This window comes from Niallia tiangongensis (assembly GCF_044704065.1).
In the GTDB taxonomy this organism is placed as follows: Bacteria; Bacillota; Bacilli; order Bacillales; family Cytobacillaceae; genus Niallia; species Niallia tiangongensis.
Map to the genome: position 1 here is coordinate 178,986 of NZ_CP162613.1, position 12,952 is coordinate 191,937.

Consider the following 12,952-nt stretch of genomic DNA (forward strand, 5'->3'; position numbering starts at 1 on the left):
CTTACGTTCGAATTTTCAGAATGTAAACGATATCTGTTTTTGTGCTATACTGTTAGTAAAACAGGAAAGGGGATTGTGTCATGATAACAAAAGAAGAAATCGAGAAGATAGTGGAGAATATGATCGATCCTTTTTTACATAAATCATTGCTAGAATTAGGCGCAGTGAAAGATGTTAAATGGAATGAAGAAAAAGAACATGCGAGTTTAAAGGTTGCTGTTGCAAAGCTTGGTTCTGCTTATCAAATTGAGTTGCAAAAAGAAATCGTTAGTGCGCTTAAGGAAAAGGGGGTAAAAAGTGTAGGATTACGATTTACCGAACTATCAAGCGCGCTCGTTGCGGAAATGCTAAACGAAACAGAATCTACAGAGAAAAAGCCAACTTATATTGCTGTTGCTAGTGGTAAAGGTGGAGTAGGGAAATCTACTGTTTCTGTCAATTTGGCTGTTTCATTAGCTAGATTAGGGAAAAAAGTTGGATTATTGGATGCGGATATATATGGCTTCAGTGTTCCAGATATGATGGGCATAACTAAAAGACCAGAAGTAATAAATGAACGAATAATTCCAGTCGAGAGATTTGGAGTAAAAGTTATATCAATGGGATTCTTTGTAGAGGATAATACACCAATTATATGGAGAGGTCCTATGCTTGGCAAAATGCTGACAAGCTTTATAGAAGAAGTAGAGTGGGGAGAGCTTGATTATCTACTATTAGATTTACCACCTGGCACAGGAGATGTTGCACTAGATGTTCATACCATGCTTCCTACAAGTAAGGAAATAATCGTCACCACTCCACATCCAACTGCAGCCTTTGTAGCAGCTCGTGCTGGTGCAATGGCCTTGAAAACAGAGCATGAGATCCTAGGAGTTATTGAAAATATGTCTTATTTTGAAAGTACCTTAACAGGGGAAAAAGAGTTTGTATTTGGCAAAGGTGGAGGCAAGAAATTAGCTGATGATTTGGAAGTCCCGATTCTAGGAGAGCTACCATTAGGACAGCCTGATTGGAATGAAGAGGATTTTGCTCCATCTGTATATCAAGAAACACATCTTATTGGCGGAAAATATAAAGAAATCGCCGAACAAATAATAGGAGTGCTAGAGAAGACAGGGGATAAAGTAGAAAGCTGATTCCTGGCCGATAAAATAAGGTACCTTCTAAAGGAAAACACATTCCTTTATGAAGGTACCTTATTTTAAATTTTTTGTTTTTCAGAAATGAAAGAGAGAGAGGCTTCTTTGGCAGCTTTATCGAGCATTTCTTTAAACTTAGACTTAAATTCAGGTGTTTCCATTGTTTCTTGGAGTATTTGTTTAATATGCTCTCTGTATTCTGTGCTTTTCAAAATGTTTTTCATTTCCGTTTCTAAGGAAGGGTCTTGTAATAACTCGACCATCATCTTCCGGTATCCAGGATCTTTCATTAGATCTTTTATCAATTTTTCGTTTTCCGTCTTCATGCTTTTTGCCATAGTTTCAGCAAACTCAGGGTCTTTGAATTTTTTCTGCCAGAAGTCAGCCGCTTTTTCGGAAACTAGTGTTTTTTCTATCGTGCTTGTTACTGCTTTTTCGTTCATCACTAAATTTTGCTTTATTTCTTCGTCATCCATTACTTCCCGTATCGCTTTTTTTCCATCGTCGGTTTTCAATATATCTACAACCATTTTCTTTGTTTGGTCATAGTCCATTTGTTGAGAACTTTCGCTATCTGAACATCCACTTAATAAAGAAATGACTAATAGGAGGGTAATCCCTTTTTTTAGCATGATAATTACCTCTTTCGTTAAAGATATCTATTAAGTAGAATGGATTCTTTTTGATTTTTTATTCCTAATGTAAATGAAAAGATGTTGGTATATGGAAAAAGAAAAAACTGTTCCTATGAAAGAGTTATCCGACTTTTTTGAGTAACGTTCTAAAATAAGTTAGTTACTATCAATCGTTTAACACTTATAGAAACAGCTTTATACTTTAATGTACCTCTTTTGACTTGGATTCAGCATTAGAGATCATCTCTGAAACAGTAACAAATTCTAAATTCTTTTTCTGTAATTTCTTTATGATCTCTGGAAGGGCATTTGCAGTTTGTTTGGCTGAATCAGAAGCGTGTAATAATACGATATCTCCTTTTTTAGCAGATGCTGCTTTCTTAATAATTTGTTCTGATCCAGGATTTGTCCAATCCTTTGAGTCGATGCTCCAGTGAACTAATGTGTAACCGTATTGATCTGCTATGCTTAAAGCAGATTGATTAAAATGACCAGTTGGGGCACGGGAGAGAACGATATTTTCGATCTTTAATTTTTCAAATGCAGTTTTAGCCTTGGATAAATCTTGCCGTATTTTTTCTTCTTTTACCTCTGAATAATCTACATAGTCATAGCCTAAAACCCCAATCTCATGACCTTCTTTTACCATTCTGTTTACTAACTCAGGATGTCTTTCTGCCCATGAACCAGCAAGGAAAAACGTTGCGTTAACTTTCTCTTCTTTCAAAATATCAAGAATAGGTTCTGCTTTTTTGTCACCCCATCCAATGTTAAAGGTGAGGGCGACTCCCTTTTCTCCTTTATATACAGCCTTAGGTCCGTCCTTGGAAGAAAACACTGGAATTTGGACAATGTTTTCAACATATAAAAACCATGCTGTAAAGATGGATACTACAAGAATTAATGCAAATTGCTTTACGGATTTACTGTTAAGAACATAAAAGAAATTCATCTGTTTGTCACCTCGTCCACTTTACTGCTCGTCTCATTATTATGTAGGAAAAGGAAAAATAATTACAAAAACTTTTATAAAAAAAGGAAAACTAGTACATAATACAGAGACTAAAATAAGGTTATGCATCAGGAGGGACAGTAATGATTGGTTTATTAGTAAATAAAAAAGAAGTAAAAGAGATTGAATATCTAATTAAAAGGGAATTAGATGAAATATTACTGGATCTGGGAGATAAAAGAATCGATTTCTCTGTAAAAAAAGCAATGATAGAAAGATATAAGGATTTGTTTTCTTTGTTAAAAAGAGTTGCGGCTCCAAAGGATTGTTTAGCTTATATCCTGCCGGAAAATAAGATGTTAGATGAAAAAATATAAAATTGTAAAAAACGGTTGACGAATTTTATTTATCTTGGTATATTAGTAAACGTCACTTCGACAGGAGAGAAAACAACGAAAAAGAAATTTTAAAAAGTTGTTGACTCTTAAAAGAGAATATGTTAAATTAGTAAAGTCGCTTCTTGAGTGACTAACTAAATTGCTCTTTGAAAACTGAACAAACAAACGTCAACAATAATCGTTTTATAACTAACATTATAGAATGAAACAACAAGTAATAAAAAGCTAGAGTTTAGCAATGAGCTAATCAACTCTTTATTGGAGAGTTTGATCCTGGCTCAGGACGAACGCTGGCGGCGTGCCTAATACATGCAAGTCGAGCGGACTTTAAAAGCTTGCTTTTAAAGTTAGCGGCGGACGGGTGAGTAACACGTGGGCAACCTGCCTGTAAGACTGGGATAACTTCGGGAAACCGGAGCTAATACCGGATAATCCTTTTCTACTCATGTAGAAAAGCTGAAAGACGGTTTACGCTGTCACTTACAGATGGGCCCGCGGCGCATTAGCTAGTTGGTGAGGTAACGGCTCACCAAGGCAACGATGCGTAGCCGACCTGAGAGGGTGATCGGCCACACTGGGACTGAGACACGGCCCAGACTCCTACGGGAGGCAGCAGTAGGGAATCTTCCGCAATGGACGAAAGTCTGACGGAGCAACGCCGCGTGAGTGATGAAGGTTTTCGGATCGTAAAACTCTGTTGTTAGGGAAGAACAAGTACAAGAGTAACTGCTTGTACCTTGACGGTACCTAACCAGAAAGCCACGGCTAACTACGTGCCAGCAGCCGCGGTAATACGTAGGTGGCAAGCGTTGTCCGGAATTATTGGGCGTAAAGCGCGCGCAGGCGGTCCTTTAAGTCTGATGTGAAAGCCCACGGCTCAACCGTGGAGGGTCATTGGAAACTGGGGGACTTGAGTGCAGAAGAGAAGAGTGGAATTCCACGTGTAGCGGTGAAATGCGTAGAGATGTGGAGGAACACCAGTGGCGAAGGCGACTCTTTGGTCTGTAACTGACGCTGAGGCGCGAAAGCGTGGGGAGCAAACAGGATTAGATACCCTGGTAGTCCACGCCGTAAACGATGAGTGCTAAGTGTTAGAGGGTTTCCGCCCTTTAGTGCTGCAGCAAACGCATTAAGCACTCCGCCTGGGGAGTACGGCCGCAAGGCTGAAACTCAAAGGAATTGACGGGGGCCCGCACAAGCGGTGGAGCATGTGGTTTAATTCGAAGCAACGCGAAGAACCTTACCAGGTCTTGACATCCTCTGACACTCCTAGAGATAGGACGTTCCCCTTCGGGGGACAGAGTGACAGGTGGTGCATGGTTGTCGTCAGCTCGTGTCGTGAGATGTTGGGTTAAGTCCCGCAACGAGCGCAACCCTTGATCTTAGTTGCCAGCATTCAGTTGGGCACTCTAAGGTGACTGCCGGTGACAAACCGGAGGAAGGTGGGGATGACGTCAAATCATCATGCCCCTTATGACCTGGGCTACACACGTGCTACAATGGATGGTACAAAGGGCAGCAAAGCGGTGACGCCTAGCAAATCCCATAAAACCATTCTCAGTTCGGATTGTAGGCTGCAACTCGCCTACATGAAGCTGGAATCGCTAGTAATCGCGGATCAGCATGCCGCGGTGAATACGTTCCCGGGCCTTGTACACACCGCCCGTCACACCACGAGAGTTTGTAACACCCGAAGTCGGTGGGGTAACCGTAAGGAGCCAGCCGCCTAAGGTGGGATAGATGATTGGGGTGAAGTCGTAACAAGGTAGCCGTATCGGAAGGTGCGGCTGGATCACCTCCTTTCTAAGGAAAATGGAATTTACATTCCATCAAAGATTGTTGACGATTTGTTGTTCAGTTTTGAGGGAGCAATTCCTCAAAAACAGGCTTATAATAAGCCAATTGTTCCTTGAAAACTAGATTATGAATAGTAAAAACAAGAAAGAAACCGAGTAATCGCCATCTTAGATTCTCTATTTTAGAGAATTACTTCTTTGGAAAGTAATCGTATCAATCGAATACTCTTTCAAAGATTTGAGAGCAAAGAGAAGCAAGTAGGTCAAGGAAGCGACCGAGCGAGCACCGGAGCGTACGCTAGTACGTGAGGAGCACAGTGAGAGAGCTGACGAAGAGATACGACGCTTATCTTTGGTCGAAACTAAGTTAAGTTAGAAAGGGCGCACGGTGGATGCCTTGGCACTAGGAGCCGATGAAGGACGGGATTAACACCGATATGCTTTGGGGAGCTGTAAGTAAGCTTTGATCCAGAGATTTCCGAATGGGGAAACCCTCTATCCGTAATGGGATAGAATCTTTACCTGAATACATAGGGTACTGAAGGCAGACCCGGGGAACTGAAACATCTAAGTACCCGGAGGAAGAGAAAGCAAACGCGATTCCCTGAGTAGCGGCGAGCGAAACGGGATTAGCCCAAACCAAGAGGCTTGCCTCTTGGGGTTGTAGGACACTCTATATGGAGTTACAAAGGAACGGGGTAGACGAATCGATCTGGAAAGGTCAGTCGTAGAAGGTAAAAACCCTGTAGTCGAAACTTCGTTCCCTCTTGAGTGTATCCTGAGTACGGCGGGACACGAGAAATCCCGTCGGAAGCAGGGAGGACCATCTCCCAAGGCTAAATACTCCCTAGTGACCGATAGTGAACCAGTACCGTGAGGGAAAGGTGAAAAGCACCCCGGAAGGGGAGTGAAATAGATCCTGAAACCGTGTGCCTACAAGTAGTTAGAGCCCATTTATGGGTGATAGCGTGCCTTTTGTAGAATGAACCGGCGAGTTACGATTACATGCGAGGTTAAGTTGATAAGACGGAGCCGCAGCGAAAGCGAGTCTGAATAGGGCGAAATAGTATGTGGTTGTAGACCCGAAACCAGGTGATCTACCCATGTCCAGGGTGAAGTCCAGGTAACACTGGATGGAGGCCCGAACCCACGCACGTTGAAAAGTGCGGGGATGAGGTGTGGGTAGCGGAGAAATTCCAATCGAACTTGGAGATAGCTGGTTCTCTCCGAAATAGCTTTAGGGCTAGCCTCAAGATTTAGAGTATTGGAGGTAGAGCACTGTTTGGACTAGGGGCCCCCATCGGGTTACCGAATTCAGACAAACTCCGAATGCCAAATACTTATTCTTGGGAGTCAGACTACGAGTGATAAGATCCGTGGTCAAGAGGGAAACAGCCCAGACCACCAGCTAAGGTCCCAAAGTATACGTTAAGTGGAAAAGGATGTGGAGTTGCTTAGACAACCAGGATGTTGGCTTAGAAGCAGCCACCATTTAAAGAGTGCGTAATAGCTCACTGGTCGAGTGACTCTGCGCCGAAAATGTACCGGGGCTAAACGTATCACCGAAGCTGTGGATTGACATCTATGATGTCAGTGGTAGGAGAGCGTTCTAAGTGCGTCGAAGCTAGACCGTAAGGACTGGTGGAGCGCTTAGAAGTGAGAATGCCGGTATGAGTAGCGAAAGATGAGTGAGAATCTCATCCACCGAATGCCTAAGGTTTCCTGAGGAAGGCTCGTCCGCTCAGGGTTAGTCGGGACCTAAGCCGAGGCTGAAAAGCGTAGGCGATGGACAACAGGTTGATATTCCTGTACCACCTTTAAATCGTTTGAGCAATGGGGGGACGCAGGAGGATAGGGTAAGCGTGCTGTTGGATTAGCACGTCCAAGCAGTTAGGCCGGTAATGAGGCAAATCCCATTACCACAAAAGCGGAGCTGTGACGGCGAGGGAAATATAGTACCGAAGTTCCTGATTCCACACTGCCAAGAAAAGCCTCTAGCGAGATTTATGGTGCCCGTACCGCAAACCGACACAGGTAGGCGAGGAGAGAATCCTAAGGTGAGCGAGAGAACTCTCGTTAAGGAACTCGGCAAAATGACCCCGTAACTTCGGGAGAAGGGGTGCTCTTTTGGGTGTTAAAGCCCGAGAGAGCCGCAGTGAATAGGCCCAGGCGACTGTTTAGCAAAAACACAGGTCTCTGCGAAGCCGCAAGGCGAAGTATAGGGGCTGACACCTGCCCGGTGCTGGAAGGTTAAGAGGAGGGGTTAGCACTTAGTGCGAAGCTCTGAATTGAAGCCCCAGTAAACGGCGGCCGTAACTATAACGGTCCTAAGGTAGCGAAATTCCTTGTCGGGTAAGTTCCGACCCGCACGAAAGGTGTAACGATCTGGGCACTGTCTCAACGAGAGACTCGGTGAAATTATAGTACCTGTGAAGATGCAGGTTACCCGCGACAGGACGGAAAGACCCCGTGGAGCTTTACTGCAGCCTGATATTGAATTTTGGTACAGCTTGTACAGGATAGGTAGGAGCCTTGGAAGCCGGAGCGCTAGCTTCGGTGGAGGCATTGGTGGGATACTACCCTGGCTGTATTGACATTCTAACCCGCACCCCTTATCGGGGTGGGAGACAGTGTCAGGTGGGCAGTTTGACTGGGGCGGTCGCCTCCTAAAAAGTAACGGAGGCGCCCAAAGGTTCCCTCAGAATGGTTGGAAATCATTCGTAGAGTGTAAAGGCACAAGGGAGCTTGACTGCGAGACCTACAAGTCGAGCAGGGACGAAAGTCGGGCTTAGTGATCCGGTGGTTCCGCATGGAAGGGCCATCGCTCAACGGATAAAAGCTACCCCGGGGATAACAGGCTTATCTCCCCCAAGAGTCCACATCGACGGGGAGGTTTGGCACCTCGATGTCGGCTCATCGCATCCTGGGGCTGTAGTCGGTCCCAAGGGTTGGGCTGTTCGCCCATTAAAGCGGTACGCGAGCTGGGTTCAGAACGTCGTGAGACAGTTCGGTCCCTATCCGTCGTGGGCGTAGGAAATTTGAGAGGAGCTGTCCTTAGTACGAGAGGACCGGGATGGACGCACCGCTGGTGTACCAGTTGTCTTGCCAAAGGCATCGCTGGGTAGCTATGTGCGGAAGGGATAAGTGCTGAAAGCATCTAAGCATGAAGCCCCCCTCAAGATGAGATTTCCCATAGCGTAAGCTAGTAAGATCCCTGAAAGATGATCAGGTTGATAGGTCAGAGGTGGAAGCGTGGCGACATGTGGAGCTGACTGATACTAATAGATCGAGGACTTAACTAAAACGAAAAGCGGAAACGCCTGTTTATCGGCGTACAAACTGGATGAGCATGTTCTTTCGATAAAGGAAACACGATGAGCGCAAGTGAATCGATGTTGACTTACGCAAAAGAGATGATCGGAAGTTTGCTAGGCGATAGGCGTTGGAGCTGGACAATCTTGATTACTCATTTCTTATCTTTACTTCATAATCTAGTTTTCAGGGAATAATTTTTAAAAATTATACTTGAAAAAATCTCAAAAACATGTATAATAATACATGTCTTGAGAAAAAGTCTGGTGGCGATAGCGAGAAGGTCACACCCGTTCCCATACCGAACACGGAAGTTAAGCTTCTAAAGCGCCGATGGTAGTTGGGGGTTCTCCCCCTGTGAGAGTAGGACGTCGCCAGGCATACCATATTATTCCGCAGTAGCTCAGTGGTAGAGCATTCGGCTGTTAACCGAACGGTCGTAGGTTCGAGTCCTACCTGCGGAGCCATTATTTTTAATTATATGTTAGCCAAAGTGCTTCCATAGCTCAGCAGGTAGAGCACTTCCATGGTAAGGAAGAGGTCACCGGTTCGAGCCCGGTTGGAAGCTTACAAAAACAACATATGGCCCATTGGTCAAGCGGTTAAGACACCGCCCTTTCACGGCGGTAACACGGGTTCGAATCCCGTATGGGTCACCATTATGGAGGATTAGCTCAGCTGGGAGAGCATCTGCCTTACAAGCAGAGGGTCGGCGGTTCGATCCCGTCATCCTCCACCATTATTTAAAAAAATTTATAAATTGCGCCGGTTTAGCTCAATTGGTAGAGCAACTGACTTGTAATCAGTAGGTTGGGGGTTCAAGTCCTCTAGCCGGCACCACTATTTTTAAATTGTCATTAGTTTGAATATCGGAGGGGTAGCGAAGTGGCTAAACGCGGCGGACTGTAAATCCGCTCCTTCGGGTTCGGCGGTTCGAATCCGTCCCCCTCCACCATTTATCATTGGACAATATTAAGGTATATGTCCTTTTTATATTTTTGGGCTATAGCCAAGCGGTAAGGCAACGGACTTTGACTCCGTCACTCGTTGGTTCGAATCCAGCTAGCCCAGCCACGAGCCATTAGCTCAGTCGGTAGAGCATCTGACTTTTAATCAGAGGGTCGGAGGTTCGAATCCTCCATGGCTCATTTTTAAATCGAAACCAAACACATTAGTGTTTGGTTTTTTTGTCTTTCCATTCTGGATATAACAAAACATTTTTAAATAAAAAATGGATTTTTTAAAAGAGTATAATATGATTTATTTTTACTGTTATACATTTTGTTTCAGTGACCTGAAAGGATACATTAAAAGGGAAAAGCCAATAATCTCACTGTTTTGTCTATCCATCTTAGTAGATAAGATTCGTTTATCTCGTTTTCGTTTTTTGAATATTCGCATATATATACATAAAAATGTCGAGTTGAGTCATCGATTTGGAAAAAGGTACAATATAGGGAAAATAGACAAGAGGGTTGGGGAGGATTTTTATGAGAAAGCTGACTATTATTGGTATGCCAATGGATCTTGGACAAATGCGCAGAGGCGTAGATATGGGACCTAGTGCAATTCGCTATGCGGGAATATTTGATAGATTATCAAAGCTATTTTCTTCTATTGAAGATTGGGGAGATATTGCAGTAGGAAGACCAGAAACAATAATAGATAAACAGAGCAATCTTAAAAATCTGCATTTAATAGCAGAAAAAAATCAAATGCTTGCAGAAATGGTGGATAAAATTATTCAATCGAAGTCATTTCCACTTGTATTAGGTGGAGATCATAGTATCGCAATCGGGACATTAGCTGGGGTAGCCAAGCATTATAAAAATTTAGGCGTCATTTGGTATGATGCACATGGAGATTTAAATACAGCAGAAACCTCCCCATCTGGGAATATTCATGGGATGCCACTTGCTGCTAGTTTAGGATATGGGCATGAGCTTTTAACCAATTTACTAGGAATCTCTCCTAAAATTAAACCTGACCATGTAGTGATTATTGGTGCAAGGTCTTTAGATGATGGTGAGCGTAGGTTAATAAAAGAATTAGGAATAAAAGTATTTACGATGCATGAAATAGACCGGTTGGGAATGACGAGAGTAATGGAGGAAACAATTCGTTATTTAAAGGACAAAACAGATGGGGTCCATCTATCTCTTGACCTAGATGGACTAGATCCAAATGATGCGCCGGGCGTAGGAACACCAGTGCCTGGGGGTATAAGTTATAGGGAAAGTCATTTAGCTATGGAAATGCTAGCAGAATCAGAGCTGATTACTTCTGCTGAATTTGTAGAGGTCAATCCTATATTAGATGAAAGAAATAAAACTGCAGCTTTAGCAGTAGCATTGATGGGGTCATTGTTTGGGGAAAAACTACTATAAGGTTCATAAAGGTAACTTTATTCCAAAATCTAAAAAGTAGGAATGGAAGTACACCATTTTTCATATGATAAGTGGATTAAATGGAATAAAGTTACCTTATTATTATTTAATAATTAATTCACTACATGATTTTTCATATTTATTCAATAGCAAATCTAATTTTGTGCTTATGTCAACAACTGTTGGGTGTGAAAAAGAAGTGGTGTTTGCCAAATAGATCATCATTTCCCGATGTTCTTCAATGTCTTTTAATAGTTTTCTATCACTCAATTGTTTCACCCTCTATATGTTTTTTGATTGTTTCTCCATAGTTATAAAGCTCCATAAATCCAAATATTACTTGTCTTGATTTTAGCATATTATTACTTTTTTTATAACCAATTCTAAAAATTTTAAACATTATGTGGCATTATTTGTTAAAATAAGAATGAGTATCCGAAAAAAGATAGATGTGCATAATAGGGAGAATTTTCACTTCTAGAAAGTGATATATATTTTTTTGCTGTTTTCTAAAGATTATTTTTTTAGTTAGTATAAAAGTAATATGGAGTAGCTCGATTATATGTTGACTCACGCAAGGATAAGGGAGAAAGAGTGAAACCTGCAAGCTAAGCTTAGGAGGTTAAAAGCTAGGTCATGGAAAACGAAGGGTATTCAGGCTGTTCACTTATAGCAACATATATAACGAAAACAGTTAATTTTTTAATACATAATGAAAAAATTTCAAGAAAAAATGAAACCTTTCCTGCTGTCGATTCGTAAATCGATTAGCCGCACTAGAGCGGAGGTAAATAGATGGAAGCAATCGTGAAAAAAAGGATTCAACAAGTTTTAAAAGGGGACAAAAATGCATTTGGTGACATAATCGAGCTATATAAAGATAAAGTGTTTCAAATTTGTTATCGGATGCTAGGAAATAGGCATGAAGCGGAGGATATAGCGCAAGAAGCTTTTATTCGTGCATATGTTAATATCCATCGATATAATATGGAATATAAGTTTTCGACATGGCTATATCGAATTGCAACAAACCTATGTATTGACCGTATAAGAAAAAGAAAGCCGGATTATTATCTTGATGCGGAAGTTCCAGGTACAGACGGCCTGAATATGTATTCGCAGATTCCGTCAGATGGCAGATTGCCTGAGGAAGATGTGGAAGGCATGGAACTACAAGCAATGATACAACAGGAAATTTCAAAGCTTCCTGAAAAGTATCGAGCAGTCATCGTTTTAAAATATATCGAAGAGCTTTCTTTAAACGAGATAAGTGAAATTCTGGAGCTTCCTTTAGGAACAGTTAAAACACGCATTCACAGGGGAAGAGAAGCGTTGAGAAAACAATTACGGTATGTCTGATAAAGAAGGTGAAATGAATATGACTTGTTCAACAAAGATTATTTCCTATATGCATCAATATCTTGATGATGAAATAGAAGAAGAACATTTAAAAGAATTAAAGGAGCATTTAGATCAGTGTGAAGAATGTGCAACACATTTTCATGAACTGAAGAAAACTATCGCACTGGTCCAGAGCACGTCTCATATCCAGGCACCAATGAACTTCACGGAGAATATACTTGCCAGGTTGCCAGATGAGCCAAAGCAAGTAAGAGTGAAGCGATGGCTACGGCACCATCCTATGTTGGCTGCAGCCTCACTATTTTTTATTTTAATGGTATCAAGCTTAATGTCGGCTTGGAATGAAGATCATCAATTTTCTGTTTCGAAACAGTCCAATATAATAGTAGAAAATAATACAGCTATTGTACCTGAGGGAGAAACAGTAAAAGGTGATATTATCGTTCGAAATGGTGATATTAAAATAGAAGGACAAGTTGAAGGAAATGTAACAGTCATTAATGGAAAGAAGTATATGGCTTCTGCTAACCAAGTTACTGGAGAAATAAAAGAAGTGAACGAAGTATTCGAATGGCTATGGTACCATATAAAGAAAACCGTGACGGATTTTACGGGGTTATTTAGCAAAGAAGACAATATAAGAGAAAATAGCCTCCCTGCAATTTAATGATTGCAGGGTTCTTTTCTTTGTGTAAGGGGACAGGACCTTCTGTAGTACTATCGGTCCAAAAAAACAATACTCCTTAAAATAATGAAGTCATGTATCTTTCTGGTAAAAAGAGGGCTAATTACACTGGAGACACATATACTAATAATATGGACAATCTAACTGTTTCTTGATACTTGGTTGTGCTTTTCTTTGTATTAAATTGAATTGTGTTATAATATGATAATTGTAGGTTTTTTCATCCCGTTATGTTATCTATATAGGGGTTATAAAAAACTCGATAAATAGAGGATTCATTTCTATG

8 protein-coding genes, 8 tRNA genes and 3 rRNA genes are annotated in these 12,952 nt (G+C 41.8%); 16 read left to right on the plus strand and 3 right to left on the minus strand.

Annotated elements, in window-relative coordinates; translation table 11 throughout:
- Positions 1–80: 80 nt before the first annotated feature.
- Positions 81–1,136 carry an Mrp/NBP35 family ATP-binding protein gene (locus AB3U99_RS00970; protein ID WP_400244907.1) on the plus strand — a complete coding sequence of 352 codons (1,056 nt, stop codon included), beginning with the start codon at positions 81–83 and terminating at the stop codon, positions 1,134–1,136.
- Positions 1,137–1,201: 65 nt separating this feature from the next.
- Here AB3U99_RS00970 and gerD read toward each other — a convergent pair whose 3' ends face one another.
- Together gerD and pdaB are read right to left on the minus strand one after the other, a co-directional pair.
- Complete coding sequence (gerD, locus tag AB3U99_RS00975; RefSeq protein ID WP_400244908.1) at positions 1,202–1,771, minus strand: spore germination lipoprotein GerD; 570 nt, start codon at positions 1,769–1,771, stop codon at positions 1,202–1,204.
- A 205-nt stretch (positions 1,772–1,976) separates the two neighbouring features.
- The gene (gene pdaB, locus AB3U99_RS00980; protein ID WP_400244910.1) at positions 1,977–2,726 is read right to left on the minus strand and encodes a polysaccharide deacetylase family sporulation protein PdaB; all 750 of its coding nucleotides are present in this window, start codon (positions 2,724–2,726) and stop codon (positions 1,977–1,979) included.
- Positions 2,727–2,869: 143 nt separating this feature from the next.
- On the opposite strand from pdaB, the gene AB3U99_RS00985 reads away from it, so the two are divergent.
- The 13 genes from AB3U99_RS00985 to rocF all read left to right on the plus strand — a co-directional run bounded on the left by AB3U99_RS00985 (position 2,870) and on the right by rocF (position 10,619).
- On the plus strand, positions 2,870–3,103 hold the full coding sequence (locus AB3U99_RS00985; RefSeq protein ID WP_400244912.1) for a hypothetical protein: 234 nt from the start codon (positions 2,870–2,872) through the stop codon (positions 3,101–3,103).
- Between the two features lie 276 nt (positions 3,104–3,379).
- Positions 3,380–4,927 (plus strand): 16S ribosomal RNA (locus tag AB3U99_RS00990).
- A 358-nt stretch (positions 4,928–5,285) separates the two neighbouring features.
- Positions 5,286–8,222, plus strand: a 23S ribosomal RNA gene (locus AB3U99_RS00995).
- Between the two features lie 272 nt (positions 8,223–8,494).
- Positions 8,495–8,612 (plus strand): 5S ribosomal RNA (gene rrf, locus AB3U99_RS01000).
- The 16S, 23S and 5S rRNA genes sit together here with 8 tRNA genes alongside, the layout of an rRNA operon.
- 12 nt (positions 8,613–8,624) lie before the next feature.
- Positions 8,625–8,699, plus strand: a tRNA-Asn gene (locus AB3U99_RS01005).
- Positions 8,700–8,727: 28 nt separating this feature from the next.
- Positions 8,728–8,800: transfer RNA gene (locus AB3U99_RS01010), tRNA-Thr, on the plus strand.
- A 16-nt stretch (positions 8,801–8,816) separates the two neighbouring features.
- A tRNA-Glu gene (locus AB3U99_RS01015) sits at positions 8,817–8,891 on the plus strand.
- Between the two features lie 4 nt (positions 8,892–8,895).
- Positions 8,896–8,971: transfer RNA gene (locus AB3U99_RS01020), tRNA-Val, on the plus strand.
- A gap of 25 nt (positions 8,972–8,996) precedes the next feature.
- Positions 8,997–9,072 (plus strand) — tRNA-Thr (locus AB3U99_RS01025).
- 31 nt (positions 9,073–9,103) lie between these two features.
- Positions 9,104–9,187: transfer RNA gene (locus AB3U99_RS01030), tRNA-Tyr, on the plus strand.
- A gap of 44 nt (positions 9,188–9,231) precedes the next feature.
- Positions 9,232–9,306 (plus strand) — tRNA-Gln (locus AB3U99_RS01035).
- Between the two features lies 1 nt (position 9,307).
- Positions 9,308–9,380 (plus strand) — tRNA-Lys (locus AB3U99_RS01040).
- A gap of 342 nt (positions 9,381–9,722) precedes the next feature.
- Positions 9,723–10,619, plus strand: a complete 897-nt coding sequence (rocF, locus tag AB3U99_RS01045; RefSeq protein ID WP_400244914.1) for an arginase — start codon at positions 9,723–9,725, stop codon at positions 10,617–10,619.
- A gap of 102 nt (positions 10,620–10,721) precedes the next feature.
- Here the strand turns inward: rocF and AB3U99_RS01050 are convergent, their stop codons facing one another.
- Positions 10,722–10,889: an aspartyl-phosphate phosphatase Spo0E family protein gene (locus AB3U99_RS01050; RefSeq protein WP_400244916.1), complete on the minus strand. Its 168-nt coding sequence runs from the start codon at positions 10,887–10,889 to the stop codon at positions 10,722–10,724.
- Positions 10,890–11,414: 525 nt separating this feature from the next.
- On the opposite strand from AB3U99_RS01050, the gene sigW reads away from it, so the two are divergent.
- Positions 11,415–11,978 (plus strand): RNA polymerase sigma factor SigW, encoded by a 564-nt coding sequence (sigW, locus tag AB3U99_RS01055; RefSeq protein WP_312094554.1) that lies wholly within the window; start codon positions 11,415–11,417, stop codon positions 11,976–11,978.
- Positions 11,979–11,997: 19 nt separating this feature from the next.
- Positions 11,998–12,648 carry a zf-HC2 domain-containing protein gene (locus tag AB3U99_RS01060; RefSeq protein ID WP_400244918.1) on the plus strand — a complete coding sequence of 217 codons (651 nt, stop codon included), beginning with the start codon at positions 11,998–12,000 and terminating at the stop codon, positions 12,646–12,648.
- Positions 12,649–12,952: the final 304 nt, after the last annotated feature.

Bases quoted from the DNA above. Each gene is read 5' to 3' on its own strand.
- gerD (WP_400244908.1), bottom strand. From the start codon at position 1,771: ATGCTAAAAAAAGGGATTACCCTCCTATTAGTCATTTCTTTATTAAGT.
- sigW (WP_312094554.1), top strand. From the start codon at position 11,415: ATGGAAGCAATCGTGAAAAAAAGGATTCAACAAGTTTTAAAAGGGGAC.
- AB3U99_RS01060 (WP_400244918.1), top strand. From the start codon at position 11,998: ATGACTTGTTCAACAAAGATTATTTCCTATATGCATCAATATCTTGAT.
- rocF (WP_400244914.1), top strand. From the start codon at position 9,723: ATGAGAAAGCTGACTATTATTGGTATGCCAATGGATCTTGGACAAATG.
- pdaB (WP_400244910.1), bottom strand. From the start codon at position 2,726: ATGAATTTCTTTTATGTTCTTAACAGTAAATCCGTAAAGCAATTTGCA.
- AB3U99_RS00985 (WP_400244912.1), top strand. From the start codon at position 2,870: ATGATTGGTTTATTAGTAAATAAAAAAGAAGTAAAAGAGATTGAATAT.
- AB3U99_RS00970 (WP_400244907.1), top strand. From the start codon at position 81: ATGATAACAAAAGAAGAAATCGAGAAGATAGTGGAGAATATGATCGAT.